Annotated in this window: 21 protein-coding genes; 6 read left to right on the forward strand and 15 right to left on the reverse strand. The window is 68.7% G+C overall.

The window, feature by feature from the left end; all coding sequences use genetic code 11:
• The first annotated feature begins 32 nt into the window (after positions 1-32).
• Positions 33-1055 (forward strand): YeiH family protein, encoded by a 1023-nt coding sequence (locus tag RHOOR92_RS0116000; RefSeq protein ID WP_027490697.1) that lies wholly within the window; start codon positions 33-35, stop codon positions 1053-1055.
• Positions 1056-1155: 100 nt separating this feature from the next.
• On the opposite strand, the gene RHOOR92_RS19735 is transcribed toward RHOOR92_RS0116000, so the two are convergent.
• The 7 genes from RHOOR92_RS19735 to RHOOR92_RS0116035 form a co-directional block, all read right to left on the reverse strand.
• Complete coding sequence (locus RHOOR92_RS19735; protein ID WP_155950260.1) at positions 1156-1473, reverse strand: hypothetical protein; 318 nt, start codon at positions 1471-1473, stop codon at positions 1156-1158.
• A gap of 271 nt (positions 1474-1744) precedes the next feature.
• Positions 1745-2437, reverse strand: coding sequence for a tRNA (adenosine(37)-N6)-threonylcarbamoyltransferase complex dimerization subunit type 1 TsaB (tsaB, locus tag RHOOR92_RS0116010; RefSeq protein ID WP_015448618.1), 693 nt, complete (start codon positions 2435-2437; stop codon positions 1745-1747).
• Positions 2434-3789, reverse strand: coding sequence for a cell envelope integrity protein CreD (gene creD, locus RHOOR92_RS0116015; protein ID WP_027490699.1), 1356 nt, complete (start codon positions 3787-3789; stop codon positions 2434-2436). Before creD ends, tsaB begins: the two co-directional genes overlap by 4 nt.
• A 160-nt stretch (positions 3790-3949) precedes the next feature.
• The gene (locus tag RHOOR92_RS0116020) at positions 3950-4654 is read right to left on the reverse strand and encodes an alpha/beta fold hydrolase (protein ID WP_027490700.1); all 705 of its coding nucleotides are present in this window, start codon (positions 4652-4654) and stop codon (positions 3950-3952) included.
• Positions 4651-5460, reverse strand: a complete 810-nt coding sequence (locus RHOOR92_RS0116025; RefSeq protein WP_027490701.1) for a class III extradiol ring-cleavage dioxygenase — start codon at positions 5458-5460, stop codon at positions 4651-4653. The genes RHOOR92_RS0116020 and RHOOR92_RS0116025 overlap by 4 nt, the downstream gene beginning before the upstream one ends.
• 63 nt (positions 5461-5523) lie before the next feature.
• Positions 5524-5913, reverse strand: coding sequence for a DoxX family protein (locus RHOOR92_RS0116030; RefSeq protein WP_027490702.1), 390 nt, complete (start codon positions 5911-5913; stop codon positions 5524-5526).
• A gap of 33 nt (positions 5914-5946) precedes the next feature.
• Entirely contained in the window at positions 5947-6579 is a 633-nt protein-coding gene (locus RHOOR92_RS0116035) for an NAD(P)-binding domain-containing protein (RefSeq protein WP_027490703.1), read from the reverse strand.
• Positions 6580-6703: 124 nt separating this feature from the next.
• Between RHOOR92_RS0116035 and RHOOR92_RS0116040 the strand changes: the two genes are divergently transcribed.
• Positions 6704-7621, forward strand: coding sequence for a LysR family transcriptional regulator (locus tag RHOOR92_RS0116040; protein ID WP_027490704.1), 918 nt, complete (start codon positions 6704-6706; stop codon positions 7619-7621).
• A gap of 26 nt (positions 7622-7647) precedes the next feature.
• Here RHOOR92_RS0116040 and RHOOR92_RS0116045 read toward each other — a convergent pair whose 3' ends face one another.
• Both RHOOR92_RS0116045 and RHOOR92_RS0116050 read right to left on the reverse strand, forming a co-directional pair.
• Positions 7648-8397, reverse strand: a complete 750-nt coding sequence (locus RHOOR92_RS0116045) for a methyltransferase domain-containing protein (protein WP_027490705.1) — start codon at positions 8395-8397, stop codon at positions 7648-7650.
• A 383-nt stretch (positions 8398-8780) separates the two neighbouring features.
• The gene (locus RHOOR92_RS0116050; RefSeq protein ID WP_007511623.1) at positions 8781-9050 is read right to left on the reverse strand and encodes a metal/formaldehyde-sensitive transcriptional repressor; all 270 of its coding nucleotides are present in this window, start codon (positions 9048-9050) and stop codon (positions 8781-8783) included.
• Positions 9051-9105: 55 nt separating this feature from the next.
• Between RHOOR92_RS0116050 and dmeF the strand changes: the two genes are divergently transcribed.
• Entirely contained in the window at positions 9106-10059 is a 954-nt protein-coding gene (gene dmeF / locus RHOOR92_RS0116055; protein WP_027490706.1) for a CDF family Co(II)/Ni(II) efflux transporter DmeF, read from the forward strand.
• A 30-nt stretch (positions 10060-10089) separates the two neighbouring features.
• Here the strand turns inward: dmeF and RHOOR92_RS0116060 are convergent, their stop codons facing one another.
• Together RHOOR92_RS0116060 and RHOOR92_RS0116065 are read right to left on the reverse strand one after the other, a co-directional pair.
• Positions 10090-10458, reverse strand: a complete 369-nt coding sequence (locus RHOOR92_RS0116060) for a VOC family protein (RefSeq protein ID WP_027490707.1) — start codon at positions 10456-10458, stop codon at positions 10090-10092.
• A gap of 105 nt (positions 10459-10563) precedes the next feature.
• Positions 10564-12498: an ATP-dependent DNA helicase gene (locus tag RHOOR92_RS0116065; protein WP_027490708.1), complete on the reverse strand. Its 1935-nt coding sequence runs from the start codon at positions 12496-12498 to the stop codon at positions 10564-10566.
• Between the two features lie 111 nt (positions 12499-12609).
• Between RHOOR92_RS0116065 and RHOOR92_RS0116070 the strand changes: the two genes are divergently transcribed.
• From RHOOR92_RS0116070 to RHOOR92_RS0116080, 3 genes are all read left to right on the forward strand, one after another.
• Positions 12610-13158: a redoxin domain-containing protein gene (locus RHOOR92_RS0116070; protein WP_027490709.1), complete on the forward strand. Its 549-nt coding sequence runs from the start codon at positions 12610-12612 to the stop codon at positions 13156-13158.
• A 72-nt stretch (positions 13159-13230) separates the two neighbouring features.
• A complete protein-coding gene (locus tag RHOOR92_RS0116075; RefSeq protein WP_027490710.1) occupies positions 13231-13620 on the forward strand; it encodes an MAPEG family protein in 390 nt (129 codons plus the stop codon).
• An 88-nt stretch (positions 13621-13708) separates the two neighbouring features.
• Positions 13709-15352, forward strand: coding sequence for a hypothetical protein (locus RHOOR92_RS0116080; RefSeq protein ID WP_027490711.1), 1644 nt, complete (start codon positions 13709-13711; stop codon positions 15350-15352).
• Here RHOOR92_RS0116080 and RHOOR92_RS0116085 read toward each other — a convergent pair.
• The 4 genes from RHOOR92_RS0116085 to RHOOR92_RS0116100 form a co-directional block, all read right to left on the reverse strand.
• Complete coding sequence (locus RHOOR92_RS0116085; protein ID WP_027490712.1) at positions 15346-15879, reverse strand: tetratricopeptide repeat protein; 534 nt, start codon at positions 15877-15879, stop codon at positions 15346-15348. The two genes, RHOOR92_RS0116080 and RHOOR92_RS0116085, sit on opposite strands and share 7 nt — an antisense overlap.
• Before the next feature lie 2 nt (positions 15880-15881).
• Positions 15882-18215 carry a penicillin-binding protein 1B gene (gene mrcB, locus RHOOR92_RS0116090; RefSeq protein WP_007511637.1) on the reverse strand — a complete coding sequence of 778 codons (2334 nt, stop codon included), beginning with the start codon at positions 18213-18215 and terminating at the stop codon, positions 15882-15884.
• Between the two features lie 211 nt (positions 18216-18426).
• A complete protein-coding gene (locus tag RHOOR92_RS0116095; protein ID WP_027485020.1) occupies positions 18427-19266 on the reverse strand; it encodes an NAD-dependent epimerase/dehydratase family protein in 840 nt (279 codons plus the stop codon).
• 7 nt (positions 19267-19273) lie between these two features.
• Complete coding sequence (locus tag RHOOR92_RS0116100; protein ID WP_027490713.1) at positions 19274-20962, reverse strand: hypothetical protein; 1689 nt, start codon at positions 20960-20962, stop codon at positions 19274-19276.
• Between the last annotated feature and the right edge of the window lie 67 nt (positions 20963-21029).

Genomic DNA, 21029 nt, shown 5'->3' on the forward strand with positions numbered 1-21029 from the left:
GCGGACAATGGCGCGATTGCCGGAGCCCACGCATGAACACCTCGACCCTGCCCACTCCTTCTTCGCTGCTCAGGCAACGCACGCCCGGCCTGCTGCTGGCGCTGGCGATCGGCCTGCTGGCGCTGTGGCTGGGGCGCCTGGCGCCGCTGATCGGCGGGCCGGTGATCGGCATCGTGCTCGGCATCCTGGTGCGCAACCTGCTGTCGCCGGGCGAACGCTTCAACCCGGGCATCGCGTTCGCCGGCAAGAAGGTGCTGCAGTGGTCGATCATCGCGCTGGGCTTCGGGCTCAGCCTCGACCAGGTGGCGAAGACCGGCCTCGAATCCTTGTCGGTGACCCTGGTGACGATGAGCGTGGCCTTTCTCGCCGCGTGGGGGCTCGGCCGCTGGCTCGGCGTGCACGACAAGCTGATGGTGCTGATCGGCGTCGGCACCGCGATCTGCGGCGGCTCGGCGATCGCCGCGGTGACGCCGATCATCAAGCCCGACGAGCACGACACCGCATTCGCGATCTCGACCATCTTCCTGTTCAACCTGGTCGCGGTGCTGCTGTTCCCGCCGCTCGGCCACCTGCTGCACCTGTCCGACCTGGGTTTCGGCCTGTGGGCCGGTACCGCGATCAACGACACCTCCTCGGTGGTCGCCGCCGGCTACAGCTACAGCCACGCCGCCGGCGACTACGCCACCATCGTCAAGCTGACCCGTGCCACGCTGATCATCCCGGTCTGCCTGGTGCTGGCCTTCGCGGTGGCCGCGCGCGAAAAGAAGCACGGCGCCGCCGACTTCAGCCTGCGCCGCATCTTCCCGTGGTTCATCCTGTGGTTCCTGGTCGCCTCGGCCGTGCGCACCGCCGGCCTGATCCCTGTCGCGATCCAGCCCGCGCTGCACATGCTGGCCGAATTCCTGATCATCGTGGCGCTCACCGCGATCGGCCTGTCGGCGAACCTGCGCCGAATGGTGTCCAGCGGCGCTCGGCCGATCCTGCTGGGGCTGGGCGTGTGGGCGGCGGTGTCGGTCAGCAGCCTGGCAGTGCAGTTGGTGATCGGGAGGCTTTGATGCTTCGCCGGGGATGCTGCACGCGGCGCAGCATCCCCGGAATACGTGCTGCCAGGCCGTAGGCAGCCGCCAAGCTGGATGTGCCCGACAACAACCGCGACTATCGAACCTGGCGAAGACAGGTCTTCGAAGCAACCAGTTTCGTGGCTTCTGCCGCACTGCCATCGACAATTGCCGAATCCGGCAACCACCTTATGGAGTGCGGTCTTTTCAGCAGGATTCCGTCGTTGAAGCGGACGGCGGCAGGATAGGTTGACCATTCCAGCTTCGACCGGGACTGGTTGCCATCCACTTCGACACCGGCATCCGAAATCGACACTGCCACCGCGGCCCCAAAACCGGGCTTGCGTCGAAATTTCATCATGAGGCTCTGTTTGGTCGCCCAGACTCCAACCGCGGCGACCAGGCCGAGGATCATGACGAACAACCCGGCCCGCGATGCCATGGAAGTGTCGGCTCTTGCGGCAAAAGCCGTTGCGCATGCCAAGCCGATCACGCCGAACTGAACGGGCAGCCTGAATAGCCAAAGGCCTTGCCGATACTGCCGATCAATCACGGCCCTGAAGTATTCGACATCACATCGATACTGATACCTGACTTGCATACGCCCCGTTCCGACAGTCCAGGATCATCTGCCCCGACACGTATTCGGCTTCGCTACCAGCTCGGAATCGAAACCGACAGATGGCTCAAGCCTTGCCCTGCTCCACCAGTGTCAACGCCACCTTGTCGCGCAGATAGACCGGCAAGGCCAGTTCCGGTGCCTGCGTATGACCCGCCTCGAACTCGCGCAGCGCCAATTCGGCAACGTGCGCGGCCTGCGGGTAGCGCAGGCCGTCGGCGGAATGCAAGGTGCCGGTGAGGCGCTGCGACAGCGCGGTGGCGTAGCTGGCCCAGCCGCTGCCGACGACCTGCCAGGCGCCGGCTTCGGGCAACACCAGCGTCTCGGCGGTGCAGATGCGTTCCTCGTCCAGCGCGAGCAGACCGCCGCCGTCGTCGCGGCGGTAGCAGGCGGCGTAGATCTCTCCCATGCGCGCGTCGATCACGGCGAGGATGGCGGTGCCCGCTTCCTCCGGCGCTTCCAGCGCCAGTGCGGCCAGCGAGGAGACAGTGATCACCGGCAGGTCCAGCGCCAGCGCCATGCCCTGCGCCAGCGAGACGGCCAGGCGCACGCCAGTGAACGCGCCGGGGCCGCGGCCCACTGCGATCGCGTCCAGCGCATGGCGGCCGATGCCGGCTTCGGCCAGCAATGCGTCGGCCATCGGCAACACCAGCTCGGTGTGCCGGCGCGGCGCGATCTCGCTGCGGGCGATCAGTTCGTCGCCGTGGATCAGGGCGACGGAGCAGGCTTCGGTGGCGGTTTCGATCGCGAGCAGGTTCATGATCGCTCCATGATAGCGGCTGGCGGCTCGGTCGGTTCGGATGACGTCGTTACGTACGCGTACCAGTCGATGCGGCGGGTCAGGTACATCATCAGCGCAACCATCGCCAGCAGCACCAGCGCGCCGATCAGCAGCGCGTACTGCTCGGCCGCGATCAGCCCGTACAGCATCGCGTAGATCAGCCCCAGCACACCGCCCAGAAGCAGTCCGGCGCGCCGCGCACGCAACACCGCCATCGCGTAACCGCCCACCAGCACGGCCACCGCAGCGGCGGCCAGCGCGTAGGCCGGACCGAAACCGATCTGCTCGGACAGCGCCAGCAGCACCACGTAGAACGTGGCCAACGCCGCGCCCACCAGCAGGTACTGCACCGGGTGCACGCGCAGCCGCTTGAGCACCTCGAACAGGAAGAACGCCACGAAGGTCATCGCGATGAACAGCAGCCCGTATTTCCCCGCGCGCACGTTGCGCTGATACACGTCGACCGGCTGGTACAGCTGCACGCCGAAGGTCGACGCCTGCAGCGCCGGCTGCATGTTGTCATCATCGCTCCAATGCTGACCGTAGCTGCGGTTGAGGTCGAGCAGATGCCAGTGCGCGCTGAAGCCATGGCCGTCGATGCTGCGCGCCAGCGGCAGCGCCGCGCCGACGAAGCTGGGATCACGCCACGGCGCGCGTATCGTCACGTCGGTGCTGCGCGCCAGCGGCAGCAGTTGCAGCGCCTCGGTGCCGGCCAGCTTCAGGCCGATCTGCACGTCGATCGGCTGCTCGCCCAGCGCATCCAGGTCGATCGGCACCACCACGTTCGGCCAGCTGCCGAGCCGGTCGGCCGACGATTCGAAGCGTGCCGGCTGGCCGTTGATGCGCAGCTCAGTGACCTCCTGCAGGCCGCGCAGGTCGCCGACCGGCAGCCGCAGCTCGGCCTTGCCGCCCTGCCACGTCGCATTGCTGGCGCGGCGATACTGGGCGATGTCCTGCGCGCGGAATTGCGCACCGAGCTTCACCGTGGCGACGAACACCGGCGCCGCGTAGATGCTGTAGCTGCGCGTCTCCACTGCCATCGCCACGTCCAGCTTCAGCGCGTCGGCCAGCACGCTCTCGCTGCCCGCCTGCCAGCGCGGCGCCGCCTGCCCATCCGGCGCCACCTGGCGCAGCGTCGGCACCACCAGCACCGGGCCGCCCAGCACCTGCTGGCCGCCCCAGCCCTGCGCGATCTGGGTGATCGCCCCCTCGCGCAACTGCTGCCGCTCGCCCACCAGCTCGCGCACCTGCAGCAGCGGGATCGTCATCAGCAACGCCAGCACGCCGATGCCCAGCACCTTGGCGGTCACGCTCTGTGTCCACTTGCCCATGTTCGCAGCCCTCCCTTGATCCGGAGTGCCGATCACAGCAGCGCCCGCGGCGCGGCAGCGGGCAGGTGCGGGCGAAACGCGGGCAGCCGGGCGACCATGGCCTGTCTGCACGCCACGCATGCCGCCACGCGGGACGGTGGAGGTTCTTGCCCGGCCCGGCTTATTGCCCCGCGGCGGGCCGGTTCCAGCGCTGGTCGTCGCGGGCCAGCCAGGCGAGGAAATCGGCGCGCATCGCCGCGCCCAGTTCGTGCCCGGCCGGATAGCGCTTCGTCTCGTGCGCGACGCCGAGACGAGTGAGCCAGTCGCTGGCCCGCTGCGCCCAGCCCACCGGCAGCTTGTCGTCGTGCGTGCCATGCGCGATGTAGCCGCGCAGCGTGGACAGGCGCGGCGCGTCGGCGAGCTGCGCTTCGAGTTCCGGCAGGATCCGGCCAGCCAGCACGGCGAATGCGGCGACACGTTCGGGCGCGGTCAATGCCACGCTGGCGCTGAGGATGCCGCCCTGGCTGAAACCGGCGACGACGGTGTGCGCCGCGTCGATGCCGTGCGCCTGCTGCAGTTGCCCGATGAAGTCGATCAACGTGCGACGGCTGGCGTCGGCCTCGCTCGCCACGATCTGCGGGCCGCTGCTGCTGAAGGCGACGCGGAACCAGCCGAACGCCTGCGGCCCCAGCGCGATCGGGCCGCGCGGCAGCACCACCAGGGTGTCGCCGCCGGCCTCGGCGCCGAGCGCGGCGAGGTTGCCCTCGTTGCCGCCCACGCCGTGCAGCAGCACCAGCAGCGACGTCGGCCTGGCCGGCAGCGGTTGCAGCGTGCGGAACGCCAGCGCAAAGGCGGGATCGACCGAGAGTGGTGACAAGGTCTTCATGCGGCAGGCTCCTGCGGGGTATGGGCCGCGTCCGGCAGGCCGAACGCGAACGAATCCATCGACAGCACACCGTAGGTCATGCCGCCTTCGACCAGGCGCGTCGCGTCCGTGCCGAAGCTGGCGCCCGCGGCCACCAGCAGCGGCAGGTAGTGTTCCTCGGTCGGGTGCGCGCGCTCGGCATGCGGCGCGCGGTGGCGGTAGTCGACCAGCGCCTCAATATCGCGCGCGGTCACCGCATCACGAACCCAGTCGACGAATTGCTGCGCGTACTCGGGGTTGCGGATGGCCTGGCGGAATTCGTACAGGTTGTGGGTGAGGCTGCCCGAGCCGACCACCAGCACGCCGCACTCGCGCAGCGGCGCCAGCGCCTGGCCCAGCCGCAACGCGCCGGCCGCATCGATGTGCTGCGGCAGCGAGACCTGGAACACCGGCATGTCGGCCTGCGGAAACAGGTAGCGCAGCGGTACCCACGCGCCGTGATCGAGGCCGCGGCGTTCGTCGAGCGCCACCTCGAAACCGGCCTGCGCGAGCAGGCGCGCGGCGTCCTGTGCCAGCGCCGGCGTGCCCGGCACGGGGTACTGCAGTTGATACAGCGGCGGCGGGAAGCCGCCGAAGTCGTGGATCGTCTCCGGTGCGGCGCTGGCGCCGACGCGCACGCCGCGGGTCTGCCAGTGCGGCGACACGACCAGCACGGCCGTAATGCCATGCAGCGACTGGCCGATGGCACGCAGGTTCGGGCCGAGCCGGCCCGGTTCCAGCGCGAACATCGGCGAGCCGTGGGAGATGAAGATCGAGGGAGCGGTCATGGCGATTCCTGAAAAGGGCAGCGGGCGCGGCTGCGCCCGCTGCATCGAACGGCACGGTGAAAGTCAGGCGTTGCGGCGCTTGCTCCGCAGATGATCGAGGCTGAGCGTGCCGGCACCCTGGGCGGCGAGCATCAGGAAGCCGCCGGCCATCGCCACGTTCTTCCAGAAGTTGATCGCCTGTGCCGCGTCGCCGAGATGGGCATGGAACAGCGCGGCGCTGGCGAGCGAGAACACGGCGAGCGCCAGCGCGATCCAGCGCGTGAATGCACCAGTGAGCACGGCCAGGCCGCCGCCGAGTTCGAGCGCGATCACCAGCGGCAGCAGGCTGCCCGGCAGGCCGGCGGATGCCATGTACTGCTGGGTGCCGGCGTAAGCGGCGATCTTGCCCCAGCCGGAAATGATGAAGATGAGCGAGAGGCCGACGCGGCCGAACAGCGTGAGTGGAGCGTTCATGGGGATTCCTTGGAAGTGGAGTGAGTGGACAGGTCAGGCCTTGCGGATCCAGGTCGGCGCGATCGAGGTGCCGAGACCGGCGCCGTAGCCGAGATAGATGTTCAGCGCGGCCAGCGGCTCGAGATAGCGCGCGTTCTTCAGCGGGCCGGCATCGATCGCCGCGAAACCGAGGCTTTCGATCAGTGCCTTCGCAGTCTGCTTCGCCCGTTCGCTGTCGCCGGCGAAGAACGCGGGAGCCACCTGGCCGTCGGCAAACTGCGGGCCGTCGGCCAGTACCTGCGCGAACAGCGTGTTGAACGCCTTGACCACCTCGGCTTCGGGCAAGGCCTTGGCGATCTCCTCGGCGGCCGAGGTGTCGTGGCCGAGGGTGAGGCCCATGTAGTCGGCAGTCAGCGGATTGGTGATGTCGATGACCACCTTGCCCGCCAGCGAACCCAGCGAGCGCAGCGCCGGCACCGCATCGGCGTAACCGGTGGCCACGATGACGACATCCGAACCGGCCAGCGCGTCGGCCGGTGCCGCCGCCACCGCGCCGGGGTTGGCGGCGGCCAGCGCCTGCGCCTTGGCCGGGTCGCGTGCGGTGATGCGCACGGCGTGGCCGGCGCGGGTGAGTTGCTTGGCAAGGGCCGAGCCCATGTTGCCGGTGCCGATCAGGGTGATGTTCATGGAGGTCTCCGTGGGGTGCCCGGGGCATCCGGGCATGGGGAGTACTCTATTGACCTACTGGATGTGGATAAACTGTCGCTTAATTGACTGACTGTCTCGTAATTCGATACAAAAGGAAGGCGCCGTGGACAAATTCCAGGAAATGGCCAGCTTCGTCGCCGTGGTCGAGGCCGGCAGCTTCGTCGGCGCCGCGGAGGCGAGCGGCCTGTCCAAGGCGGCGGTGTCGCGCCACGTCGCCGAGCTCGAACAGCGCCTGGGTGCGCGCCTGCTGCAGCGGACTACGCGGTGGCTGTCGCTGACCGACGACGGCCAGCTGTTCTTCGCCCGCGCGAAGGAGATGCTGGCCGCGATCGACGAGGCGGAATCGGAAATCAGCTCGCGCAGCGGCGAGCCCAGCGGGCGGCTGCGCATCAATGCACCGCTCAGCTTCGGCATCCTGCAGCTGGCTCCGCTGTGGCCGCGCTTCGCGCGGCTGTACCCGAAGGTGTCGCTGGACATCGAACTCAGCGACCGCGTCGTCGACCTGGTCGAAGAGGGTTACGACCTGGCCGTGCGCATCACCAACCTGCCCAGCTCGCAGCTGGTCAGCCGGCAACTCGCCTCGACGCGCATGATCGCGTGCGCGTCACCGCCCTACCTGGCCAGGCACGGCACGCCGCAGCACCCGCAGGAGCTGGCGCAGCACGAGGTCATCTCCTACAGCTACTTCGCCGCCGGGGACGAATGGACCTTCATCGCACCCGACGGCGGTCCCGCCGTGGTGCGCACCCACGCGCGCATCCACGCCAACAACGGCGACACCTGCCGCGCCGCCGCACTGGAGCACCAGGGCATCATCCTGCAGCCGGACTTCATCGTCGCCGACGACCTGCGCCGCGGCGACCTGGTCGAACTGATGCCGACCTGGCGCGCGATGACGCTCGGCATCCATGCGGTGTATCCCTCGCGCAAGCATCTGCCGATCAAGACACGGCGGCTGGTGGATTTTCTGGTGGAGGCGCTGGCGGAGCCGGGGTGGACTGTCCGCCGCGCGCCCGGTTGAGCGCGGCGCCCATGGCCCGTCCGGACTCAGACGATGCCCGTGCGCATGTTGATCGGCCAGGTCACCGACCGCCTCGTTTCCGGGTCGCCCCAGCGGGTGGCCAGATCCATCACGAAACACTCGATCACTTGGCCGTGGCCTTGCTTCACGGCGTGCTTCACGGCCGACCAGGTCGAGGCGTAGCCGACGAGCTCGGCGAGCGACCACGCCTTGCGCATCGCCATCGCGGGCGGCGCGAACTCCGCGAAGGGAAAATCGAGGTCCGCGTAGCCATGGTCGACCCGCTGTCGCTCCGGTGGCCAGAAAGGACCGATCTCGCTCCGGTAAAAATGCGCGAAGCGCTCGTCCAGTTCCTCGTCCAGCTTCGGCACGCCGTAACTGACGAGGGCCAGCACGGCGCCTGCCCGCGCGATGCGCCTGACCTCGGCGTAAAACGCGGGAAGGTCGAACCAGTGCGCGGCCTGCGCGGCCGCCACCAGGCTCGTGCTGCGGTCGGACACCGGCAGGTGTTCGGCGGGTGCCTGAGCATACCGCACAGGTTCGCTGACGGGCTTATGCACGATCTGGTCGGCGCTGGGATCGAGGCCGAGCACGCTGTCGAAATGCGCGCCCAGCTGGCCGGAGCCGCCACCGACATCGACGGCGAAACAGGTGCCGGGCGAGGCCGCCGCCAGGAAGGCGGCCAGGGCGGGTGGGTGTTCCGGGCGGAACCTCGCGTAGTGCTGCCCGCCGGCCTGGAACCAGTTGATGACGTGATCGCCTCGTTCAACGGGCATGCCTGGTCTTCCGGGTTCGTGCCTGGGTTTCCAGCGAGCATCTGCGATAACAGGGTCGATAGCGGAGTCAGGCTGACTTCTCGCCTGGCTAGAGTGAACTTGACTCCGTTCCTGACCCGGATCCTGCTGCCGTTCCTCGGGTTTGGCTCAGGGCATTGCCGCCTTCGTAGCCGCGTTGCCCCGCTCCATGCCCAGCCTGGAGGCCAGCCATGCGGCCTGCCGCGCGAGGGATCCACGCGCTCGCTTGCCCTGCGCTGCTCTCTCCGCTCGGACTATTCGTCGCTCGTGCAGAGCCTATGCGACCGGTTCGGTTGGGTGGCGTTTGATCAGACCCCCATGATGTTCCAGCCACACCGCATACCGACGGCAGTGTAGAGCACCCGCTACTTGAGGTAGCTCCTCAGCACGGCGAGCACCGGCAGCAGCTCGTCCTGCTGTTTCGCGTTGCCGTTCCCGGCCACGTGGGCGCGCAGGTGGCCTTCCATCACCTGCAGGATCAGGCCGTTGACTGCGCCGCGCACGGCGGCGAGCTGCTGCAGCACCGCGCCGCACTCCTCGTCGCCTTCGATGGCACGTTCGAGCGAGGCCAGCTGGCCGCCGATGCGGCGCACGCGGGCAACCAGTTTCCGGCGGTTTTCCTGCACGTGGGACATGGCGGCGGCCCGTCGGTCGTATACTGCGGGGTAGTATACGACCCGAGAACGCACCATGCCCGCTCCCGACATCGCCCCGTTCATCCACAGCCACCAGTTCAACCACATCGACGCGAAGGCGGAGCGCAACACCCGGCACGTGGTGTTCATCACGGCGGCGATGATGGTGGTGGAGATCGTGGGCGGCTACTGGCTGAACTCGATGGCCCTGCTGGCCGACGGCTGGCACATGAGCTCGCATGCGCTGGCAATGGGGCTGTCCGTCATGGCCTACGTGCTGGCCCGGCGCTACGCGAAGGACGGCCGCTTCGCCTTCGGCACCTGGAAGATCGAAATTCTCGGCGGCTACAGCAGCGCCCTGTTGCTGGCCGTGGTCGCCGCACTGATGATGGTGCAGTCGCTGGAACGGCTGTTCGTGCCCGCGGCGATCCAGTACGACGACGCCATCCTGATCGCGGTGCTCGGCCTGGGCGTCAACCTGCTGTGCGCATGGCTGCTGAAGGGGGAACACCCCCACGAGCACGGGCACGCGCATGGACCCGATCACGGGCATGCCCATGGGCACGGGCATGCCGGCCACCGTCACCACGACGTGAACCTGCGCGCGGCCTACCTGCACGTCATCGCGGACGCGGCCACCTCGGTGCTCGCCATCGTCGCGCTGGTCGGCGGCAAGCTTTACGGCGCGGCGTGGCTCGATCCGGCGATGGGCATCGTGGGTTCGGTGCTGGTGGCGCGCTGGGCCTGGGGGCTGCTGCGCGAATCCGGCCGGATCCTGCTGGACGCCGAGATGGACCAGCCGGTGGTGGAGGAAATCCGCGACGTGGTGCGGCAGCGCTTCACCACGGCGGCGGTCAGCGACCTGCACGTCTGGCGCGTCGGCCGCGACAGCTACGCCTGCATCCTCGGACTGGTCGCCAGCTCGGCCATCCGCGCGGAGGATGTCCGCCGGGAGTTGGCCATCCACGAAGAGCTGGTGCACGTGACGGTCGAGGTCGCGGTGGCTTGAGCCAGCCTCACGACCGGCGAAATCGCGTCGCTACGCCGGCGGCTGCCACAGCTCGATGCGCGTGCCTTCGGGGTCGACGATCCAGCCGAAGCAGCCGAACTCGCTTTGCTCGACGCGCTCGTCCACTTCGACGCCAGCGGTGCGCAACTGCGCCAGCAGCGCGTCGAGGTCGTCGACGCGGAAGTTGATCATGTACGGCTGCGCGCTGGGGCCGAAGTAGCCGGTGTCGGCGGCGAACGGCGACCACAGCATGTAGCCGGGGCGTTGTTCGTTTTCGTCGAAACGGGCGCCGCCCCATTCCTCGGCGGCGAGGCCGAGGTGTTTCGCGTACCACGCCGACAGTGCAGCGGGGTCACGTGACTTGAAGAAGATGCCGCCCAGTCCGGTGACCTTGGCCATGGTTGCCTCGCGCTTGTTGGATGGCAGGAGCCCGCTCGCGGGCGATGCTTTGAAAGCTGGGATTCGGGATTCGCAAGATCAGCAGCATCGCCCGCGAGCGGGCTCCTACGCATCATCGAAGAATGCTTGCACATCCGCCAGCTCGCGCGTGCGCGGCATCGGCGGCACGCTGGCGAGGAACAGCTTGCCGTAACCCTTGCCGGTGAGGCGCGGGTCGCACAGCACCAGCACGCCGCGGTCGTGCACGCTGCGGATCAGGCGGCCGGCGCCCTGCTTCAGCGCGATCACCGCGCTGGGCACCTGCCAGCCCATGAACGGATTGATGCCGGATTGTTCCAGCGCGGCGAGGCGCGCCATCAGCACCGGATCGTCGGGCGCGGCGAACGGCAGCTTGTCGATCACCACCACGCTGAGCGCCTCGCCGACCACATCGACGCCTTCCCAGAAACTGGCCGCACCGAGCAGCACGCCGTGGCCGCTGGCGCGGAACTCCTCTAGCAGCCGCGGCCGCGGCGCGCTGCCCTGCACGAACAGCGGCCACGGCGCCTTGTCCTGCAGCAACTCGGCGGCGCGGCGCAGCGCGCGGTGCGAGGTGAACAACAGGAAGGCGCGGCCGCGGGAGGCGTGCAGCACCGGCAGCACCGCCTCGATCACCCGCTCGGTGTAGTCGCGCGCGTTCGGATCGGGCAATCCCGACGGCAGGTAGCACAGCGCCTGGCGGGCGTAGTCGAACGGACTGTCCAGGCAGAGCGTCCGCGGCTCGTCGAGGCCGAGCTGGCGCGCGAAATGATCGAAGTTGCCGGCCACCGACAGCGTGGCCGAGGTGTGGATCCACGCCGCCTGGGTGCGCTCGCGCAGGCCGCGCATCGGCGCGGCCAGATCCAGCGGCGTGGCGTACAGCGCGAAGCCGCGCGGGAAGGTTTCATACCAGCGCACGTCCTGGTCGCCGTGCGTTTCGACGACGCGCTGCAGCCGCTCGGCGAACAGTTCGGCGCGCTCATGCAGGTTGGCAAGGCCGCGCGAGCGCTCGGCCTGCGAGGCAAGCAGTTCGGCCAGCGTCGCCAGCAGTTCGCCCAGCTCGTGCAGCGCGGCGCGCACCTCGGCGCGATCCTCCAGCAGCGCGAACGCACCACGCGAGGGCAACGGATCCATTGCCAGGCGCAGCTTGCGCAGCGCGTTCTGCAGCGCTTCGACCGGTTCCAGCAGCAACCCGATCGCGCCGGTGACGCCGCTGCATTCGGTCAGCGTGTCCTGCGCCATGTCGGTGAGTTGGCGCGCGCTGACGCTCTGCGAGAAGAACTGGCCGGCCAGTTCGGGAATCTGGTGCGCCTCGTCGAGGATGAAGGCGGCCGCGCCGGGCAGGATCTCGCCGAAGCCCTCCTGCTTCAGCGCGAGGTCGGCGAACAGCAGGTGATGGTTGACCACCACCACGTCCGCCTCCATCGCCTCGCGGCGCGCCTTGAACACGTGGCAGTCGTCGTAGAACGGGCACTCCACGCCGAGGCAGTTTTCCGCGGTGGAGGTGACGCGCGGCCACAGCGGCGATTCTTCCGGTACCTCGGCCAGCTCCATGCGATCGCCGCGGCGGGTGCGTGCGGACCACGCACGGATCGTCGCCAGCTGCGCCGCCTGCGCGCGATCGAGGCTGGCGCCCTCGCGCACGGTCTGCTCGAGCCGGTACAGGCATAGGTAATTCGCGCGGCCTTTCAGCAGCGCCGTCTTCAGGCGCGCGCCGAGCACCGAGCGCACCTTCGGCAGGTCGCGGAAGTAGAGCTGGTCCTGCAGCGCCTTGGTGCCGGTGGAGATGATCACCCGCTCTCCCGACCGCAGCGCCGGCACCAGGTAGGCGTAGGTCTTGCCGGTGCCGGTGCCGGCCTCGGCGACCAGCGTGTCGCGCCCGACGATCGCCTGCTGCACCGCCCGCGCCATTACCTGCTGGGCGAGCCGCGGCGCGAAGTCCGGCAGTTCGCGCGCGAACGGGCCGTCGGCACCGAGCAGGGCGCCGGCGTCGTCGGACTCGGTCTCGTCGAGGTTATGCATCGGCCAAGTATGGCGGAGCGGCCACGTGCGACAAAGCGGCGGGGGAACCCCGACCGGTGTCGGCACATCCATTCGTCGACACCGCGCCCGCGCCCACCAAGGAGAACCGACGTGAGACTGTTCGCACCCGAGCTGGCACCCGCGCTCGACCTGGTCGACATCCACGGCCAGCCGATCATGACCAGCAGCCGCGGCCGCCTCACCCTGCTGTCGTTCTTCCGCGACGCCGCCTGCCCGTTCTGCAATTTCCGCATCTACGAGTTGACCAATCGGTACGCGGAACTGGCCGCGCGCGGACTGGACATCGTCGCCGTGTTCAGCGCCTCGCAGGCGGACGTGCTGCGCTTTGCCGGGCACCGGCCGCGCCCGTTCCAGATTGCCGCCGACCCCACCTCGAGCGCGCACGAGCTCTACGGCATCGAGCGCTCGCTGTGGCGCAAGCTGAAGGCAGTCGTGACGCGCGTGCCGACCCTGTGGAAGGGCATGCGCCTGGTCGGCCTGGCCGGCCTCAACACCGGCAACCTGATGCCGGCCGACTTCCTGATCGACGAGCGCGGCTGCATCGTGCAGGCGTACTACGGCCACGATGCTGGCGACCGCATCCCGCTGGAACGGGTCGAGCAGTTCCTCGCCCGCCCCCGCACCAGGCACGCAGCGTAAGCGCTTCCGGCGGCCACTGGCGGCCGCCGCGTGCATGCGCCACCATGCCGGCACCACCAGGGGAGAAGTGCCGTGACGACTGAACTGTGCATGCTGATGTGGAGCGTGGTGCTGGGACTGGTGCAGGTCGCGCTTGCCGCCACCTGCACGGTCGGCCAGCGCGGACTGGGCTGGACCGCCAGTCCCCGCGACGAAGCCAAGCCGCCGCTCAGCGGCATCGGCGGCCGCCTGCAGCGCGCCAGCGCGAATTTCCTGGAAACCTTCCCGTTCTTCGTCGCCGTGGTGCTCGCCGCGCATCTGCTGCAGCGCCACGACCACCTCACCGTGCTGGGCGCGCAGCTCTACTTCTGGGCGCGCGTGGCCTACCTGCCGGCCTATGCCGCCGGCATCCCGTACCTGCGCACGCTGATCTGGGCGGCGAGCATCGTGGGCATCGTGCTGGTACTGGCGGCGTTGTTCTAGGTTGGCCACACTCCATCGTGTGGAACTCCCTTTTGAAAGCCGGTCCTCCATCTCCATATGGCGCCCTTCCTTTCTGTACGCCCAAGCTATGACCATACGGCTTCTTACGCAAAGCTGGCGCAAAAAGCTGCTGAACGCAGCGTCTCCCACCCACAGGGCACTTACCGAACTACGTGCCCAATGGAGCAAGCCGAGGGCGAAAGGTAGCTGGCTCGCCAGCCAATACTTCAACCTTGTCCGTGATGAATTTGCCGAGGCTTGCGTTGACGATAAGACCTGGGCAGATCTCGAGTTCCCAAAGATATTTTCATCCCTGGATTCGACTGTCACGCCGCTGGGAAGCCAATCGCTCTTCCGCTGGCTTCGCGAGTACATCAAGGATCCAAACGAACTGACGAAACGGCACGCCGTGTATGAGGAGTTTCAATCCGACGCATCGCTTAGAGAAACCATCCAACTTCAGATGGTCCGCCTGAAAGACGAATCTAACGCCCATCTTGCCGACCTGATATTCGGCACCGCACCGAAAGAACTTTCTCACAAGAACATGCTGTGGCGGTGGAGTCTCGCATCCATCGCACTTCTGGCGGCTGTTATTGCATTTTCGTGGCCTGTCTGGATCTGGCTCGCGGTACTGCCGATCAACGGTGTCATCATCCTGCGGACATACTGGCATGCGCACCGTGACAGCGAGGCACTGAAGGGTTGCCTGCAGATGTTGAATGTGGCTGATCAGCTTGGATCACTGCACAAGCGTTACCCATCACTTCCACAACTGGCGAAGCTGGCCGACGATAAAGCGGCGCGTGCCGAGGTGCGAAGATCGTTGATCTGGCTCTCGGTTTTGAATTTGCCCCTGATTCCCTATTTCTCGATGTGGTTGAATCTGGCATTCCTTCTGGAACTGATGGTGTATGTGCGCACACGCGATCAATTTTTTCGCTTGCGTTCGCAGATCGCCCCAACGTTCGAGCTAATCGGTCAGCTCGATGCAGCCATTGCCATTGCCTGCTATCTCAAGCACGGTCCGGTTCATTGCCAACCATCGTTGGTGGATAGGCCGTTGCTTGATATCCGGGATGGACGTCACCCCCTGCTGGCTAATGGCGTCAGCAACTCCATTTGTCTGGATCAACGATCAGCACTGATCACGGGATCCAACATGGCCGGCAAGACAACCTTCATAAAGATGCTTGGCATCAATGTCATTTTCGGTCGCACCATGGGTTTCTGCCTGGCCTCCGAAGCGGCCATTCCAGGATCGAATGTAATGGCGTTGGTTCATGGAAACCATTCCGTGGAATCCGGTAAAAGCCATTATTTCTCGGAAATCGAAACGATTCATTCCTTCATCGAGAAGGGCAATCGCGGCGATTGCAATATTTTTGTGATCGACGAGCTTTTCAACGGCACCAACACGATTGAGCGCGTTGCCGCTGCCCGAGCGGTACTGGAATTGCTCGGCCGGCATTCGCTCGTCCTGGTCACTACGCATGATGTCGAGCTGCAGGCGTTTCTGCGCGATCACTTCGACCTTTATCACTTCCAGGAAGACCCTGACGTGGACGGTTTTTTTGATTACCGGTTGAGGACGGGTGCAGCCACGGAACGCAATGCCATAAGACTGCTGGGTCGGATGGGCTTTCCGGTCGAAGTCGTTGCAAATGCGACAACTTACGCGATGCAGGACCTGAGATCTGGCCGCAATCCAATCGAGTCACTGCATCAGTAGCGCGGAATTCCCGCTTTGTGGCACTGCCCCACCCACTTGCGCGCCGTCGCGGCACCGGCCGGGTCGCGCGCCTGCAGGCGCATCTCCACCACGGTCTGCCAGTTGCGCGCGCACAGCGGGCCGAGCCTGGGGCCGAGCGACCACGATTTGTGCGCCAGCTTCTCGGCGACGGAGAAATCCTTCAGGTGCACCGCCACCTCGGCGCGTTCCTGCAGCAGGTCGGGCGAATCCGGGTTGAGCCTCAGCGCCTGGTCCAGCGTGGCCGCGGCATCGGCGTACTTGCCGGCCTGCTCGTCGCGGCGGGCGGCATCCTGCAGCGCGCTGATGCCGGGGTCGCGCAGCGGGTTCACGTCGATGACGGATTTTTCGCGCTCGCCGGCGGCACGGATCGCGGCCACCGGGTCGTAGCTCGGCGGCGACGGGCGCGTGTCCGGCGGCGGCGTGGTGGCGAGCATGCCGCAGCCGGCCAGCAGGCTCGTCGCCAGCAGCAGCGGTGCCAGGAAGGAACGTTGGCTCGGGTACGGCATGATCAGTTTCCGCTCGGTACGTCGGGCACGGCGGTGGCCGCGCCGGTGGAAGGTGGATTATCGCCGCCACCGAACAGGCTTTGCCAGAAGCAGCCCTCGGTGTCGGCCGACACGGTGCCGGCAATCACCGGCACCTGCTGCGCGCCTTCGCATTGCGGCTCGGTGCGCCTGCCGCTGGACGGGTTGATCCAGGCCATCTCCAGTCCGTCGCCCGGCGCGGCCGACAACGGCCGGCTCGGCAGCTTGGCGAACAGGTCGCGCCACGCGCGCAGGCCGCCGCTGGCGCCGAACAGGGTGGTCGGCTTGTTGTCGTCGCGGCCCATCCAGAACACCGCCAGGTGCTCGCCGGTGAAGCCGGCGAACCAGCTGTCGCGCATGTCGTTGCTGGTGCCGGTCTTGCCGGCGGCGTGCAGCGAGGCCAGCGCGGAATTGCCGAGCGCGCTGGCGGTGCCGTACTCGGCCACCTGCTGCATCGCCCAGGTGGTCAGCCGCACCGCCTCCTGGTATTCGCCAGGCCCGCCCTGCACCTGGTAGCGCTTGATCGTGCGGCCGTTGCCGTCGAGCACGCCGCGCACCGCCACCAGCGGCAGCGCATGGCCATCGGCGGCGAGGTACTGGTACAGCTGGGTCAGCTGCAACGGCGCCAGGTCGAGCGCACCGATCAGCAGCGACGGGCTGGGGTTGATGTCGCCGATGCCGAACGATTTCAGGAACGCCTGGATCCGCGGCAGCCCCACCTGCAGCCCGAGATGGATGGTGGCCAGGTTCCACGAGTGCGCCAGTGCGTCGACCATGATCAGCGGGTCGTGGCTGCGATGGTCGTCGTTCTGCGGCGTCCAGTAGCTGCCGTCCGGCTGGCGCAGGCTGACCGGGCTGTCGTCCATCAGGCTGGCCAGGTTCCAGCGCCCGGGCTGGGTCAGCGCCACCAGGTAGACAAACGGCTTGATCGTCGAGCCGATCGGCCGGCGCGCGTCCAGGGCGCGATTGAAGCCCTGCTCACCCGGCGTCTTGCTGCCGACCACGGCCAGCACGCTGCCGCTGTGTGCATCGGTCACCACCGCGGCCGCCTGCACGCCTTCGCCGCGCTTGCCGAGACCCTTCAGCGAGCTGGTGATCGCCTGCTCGGTGTACAGCTGGGCGGCCGGGTCGAGCGTGGTGAAGATCGACAGGTTGCCCTCGCGCAGCGCCTGCTCGTCGAAGTCGGCGGTGATCTGCTTGCGCACCAGGTCCATGAAGGCGGGGAAGCGGTTGTGCGGCAGCTGGCCGTTCTTGACGATGTCCAGCGGCGCGGCCTGCGCGGCATTGAGCTGCGTGGCGCTGATCAGCTGGGTCTCGAAGAATTCCTGCAGCACCAGGTTGCGCCGGGTCAGCGCGCGCTGCGGCGAGCGGCGCGGGTCGTAGTAGCTCGGCCCCTTCACCATGCCCACCAGCAGCGCGATCTCCTGCGGCCGCAGGTCTTCCAGCCGGCGCCCGAAGTAGAACTCCGACGCCGCCGCGAAACCGTGCACCGCCTGGCCGCCCTGCTGGCCGAGGAACACGTCGTTGACGTAGGCCTCGAGGATGCGCCCCTTGCTGTAATGCGCCTCCAGCAGCAACGACATCAGCGCCTCGTTGATCTTGCGCGTGAGGTTCTGGTCGCGGCTGAGGAACAGGTTGCGCACCAGCTGCTGGGTCAGCGTGGAGCCGCCCTGCACGGTGTGCCCGGCACGCAGGTTGGCGAACGCAGCGCGCGCGATCGCGCTCAGGTCGATGCCGATGTGGTGGTTGAAGTCGCGATCCTCGACCGCCTGCAGGCCGCTGACCAGCAGCGGCGGCACGTCGGCCAGGCGCACGAAGCGGCGTTCCTCCTGGCTGGCGCCGTACAGCGTGGCGATGCGTGCCGGGTCCAGGTGGGCCAGCTCGATCGGCTTGCCGCTGGTCGCGTCCTGCACCGACCGCACCGTGCCCTGGCCCAGCGTGACGCGGATGCGCTTGGGCAGCTCGCCGCCGTCCGGACCGGCGTAGCCGCGCGAGGCGATGGTGTAGCGCGCGCCCTGCTTCACCCAGCTGCCGGCGACCTGGCCCTTGCCGTCGTTGCTGTAGCCGGCGAAGGTCAGTTCCAGTTCCAGCGCCGCGTTCGTCATCGGCGTGCCGGCCGCCAGCGGCAGCGGCCGCGCGTAGACCCGGGTGGGGATGGCGAACACCAGCTCGTTGAAGCGGTCCTGCACCCGCTTGTTCAGCACCAGCGTGTACGGCAGCACGAAGCCGAACAGCAGGCCCATGCCGATCCAGAACGGGATGCGCAACCACGGCCAGCTGCGGCGCGCCAAGGCGCGAGTACGGGTCAAGAAGGCCAACGCGGGGGAATCCGGCTATCGAGTGGTTCGATCATAGGGCCTGCTACCCCGCGGGCATATGAACGCAGCGGGCGGTTTCGTGGCCGAACGCGGGCAATCAAGGTATTGGAGAACCCGCAGCAGCGCACCCTGTGCGCGAGGCTCTTGGCCCCGTTCGACACCGGAACATCGCGCGCGACCGAAGGAAGGCCCTGGTGGACAGGGTGCGCTCCTACGCAGGCGGCTGCCACATCGCGGCGTCGGGGCGGAACGGGCGCGGACGCATGCCGAGCAGGCGCTGCAGCTCGCCGTTGTCGGCGACCAGGTCGCTGTCCAGCCGGCTCAGCGGACCGCGCAGCGGCGGCAGCGCGCGCTGGCCCAGCCGCAGCAGCCAGGCCGGCAGCGGCAACGGCACGGTGGCCCGCGGCAGGCTGCGGCGCACCCGCGCGAACATCTCGCCGGAACGCAGCCGCTCGCCGCCGCCGATCGGCAGGATGCGCCCGGCCGCCGCCGGGCACTCCAGCGCGGCCAGCACCGCCTGCGCGATGTCGTCCGCGTGCACCGGCTGGCGCAGGCCGCGCCCGGACGGCAACGGAAACAGCCGCAGCCGCATCGCGCGGCGGGCGATCGGGGTGAGGCTCTTGTCCAGCCCGGCACCGTAGACCAGGGTGGGCCGCAGCACGGTCCAGGCGCAGCCGTGGCGCTCGCAGGCGGCCGCCAGCGCCGCCTCGCCGTCGCGCAGCCGGCGCGCCAGGGCGCGCTCGGCCGGTACGCCGGAATCGCGCTTGCTCTCGGCGCTCATCGAGCTGGTCGCGACCACCCGCGGCGCGTCGGCCAGAGTCGCCTGCGCCAGCCAGTCGGCCAGCCCCTGCAGCGGGCCGAAGCTGATGATCGCCGACAGCGCCGGCAACCTCGGCATGCGGTCGGGCAACGTGCCCTGCAGCCAGGTCACCCCGGCCTGCGCGGGCCGTGGCTGCCGGCTCAGCGCGAGCACCGCCTCGCCGCTGGCGAGCAGGCGCGGCAACAGGAAGTGGCCGATCTGGCTGCTGCCGCCGAACACCAGTACCGTCATGCCGCGCTCACCCGCCACCTTGCAGGCGGGCGGCCAGGTCGAGCACGCGCGGGTTGGAAGGGGACAGCTTGCGCGCGCGTTCCAGCGACTGGCTGGCGCCGATGCGGTCGCCGCGCGCCAGCTGCTGCTCGGCCTGGTCCAGCCACGCGCCGGACAGCCGGTTGCCCAGCGCGCCCAGCGCGGCGTCGCCCGGCGCCAGCTCGGCCAGGTTGGCCAGCATGTCGCCGGCCTTGCCCAGGTTGCCGGCGGCGAGCGCCCGGTCGAACTGCTGCTCGACCTGGTGGGGCAAGGCCTGCAGGCCCTGCAGCGCCGTCGCGCTGTTGCCGTCGATCGCCAGCGCGCTGCGGTAGAGGTCGTAGGCACTGTCGCCGGGCGGCATCATGATGTCGCCGTTGTTGGTGGCCGTCTGCGCGCGCAGCACCAGCTGCGCCACCGCCGCACTCTGCTGCGGCGTCACACTGGGCGGGGCGACCGGCATCGGTGCGTTGTCCGCGCCGGCGGGTGCAGCCGGCGCCGCCGGCGTCCGCTCCAGCCGCGCGCGTGCGGCGGCAAGATCGGCCGATTTCGGCGCCAGCTCGGCTGCCTGGTCGAGCAGCTTCGCCGCCTGTGCGGCGTCGCCGTCATCGAGCGCGGCGCTCGCCTGCACGGTCAGCGCCTGCGCCACCTTGCCGAGGCCGGCGTGCGCCTGCGCGTTGTCCGGGTCGAGCTTGAGCGCGGCCTGGAAGTGGACCAGCGCGGTGTCGTCGCCATCGCCGGCGATGCGGCCGGCGCGCAGCGCGTCCTGGCCGGCTTTCAGCGCCGCCTCCAGTGCGCTGCTGTCCTGCCGGCGCGCCTGCGCCTGCAGCGCGCGCAGCGCCGGCAGCGCGCCGTTGTTCGGCTGCAGCACGGCCAGCTGCTCGATGCGCGCATCGGCCGTGGCGGCGTCCTTCGCGTCCAGCGCCGCGCGCGCCTGTACCGCCAGCGCGTAGCCGACCTGGTCCAGTCCGTGCGCAGCCACCGCATTGTCGGGATCGGCGCGCAGCACGCGCTGGTACAGCGCGCCGGCCCCGTCGGGGCCATCCAGCTTGCCGGCGGCCAACGCCTGCTGCGCCTGGTCGACCAGATCCACCGTGTGCACCTGCGCGGCGCGGGCGGCGGCGATCGCACGATCGAGCCGGTCGATGTCGCTGCCGCCGCCGAGCAGTTCGCGGGCGACCGTGGCCTGCTGCGTGGCCTGCGCCAGCTGGCCGGCCTGCAGCGCGGCGTCGGCCTGTGCCAGCATGGCCTGGCCGACCTGGCGCAGGCCGTCGCGGGCGCGGTCGTTGTCCGGTTCCAGCGCCACCGCAGCCTGGAACAGCTCGCGTGCGCTGCTGCCGTCCTGGCCGTCCAGACGGCCATCCTGCAAGGCCTGCTGCGCCTGCGCCAGCACCGTGTTGAAATCGGTGCGCGGCAGCATGCCGCGCAGGCGATTCTGGTTGAGCCAGAGCCCACCGGCCAGCGCGAGCACCAACAGCAAGAGCAGGACAAGCCAGCCGCGGCGACGCTTGCGCTGCGGCGCGGCGGTCGCCCGGCCATGCGGACGGCGCGGCTCGACCACGATCTGCGGCAGGCCGTCCGCGGCCGGCGCGGGCGGGGCATCCAGCCGATCGAGGTCGCCCAGGGTGGGCTCGGTGCGAATCGGTGGATGTGCGTCGTGCTGGTCTCGGCGTCCGCTCATGGTCCATGGCTGTGAAGGCTGTCGCTGCAGCTTAGCATCGGGCCGCCAGCCGCCGTTCCGCCCGCCG

This window comes from Rhodanobacter sp. OR92 (assembly GCF_000427545.1).
GTDB classification, from domain to species: Bacteria; Pseudomonadota; Gammaproteobacteria; order Xanthomonadales; family Rhodanobacteraceae; genus Rhodanobacter; species Rhodanobacter denitrificans.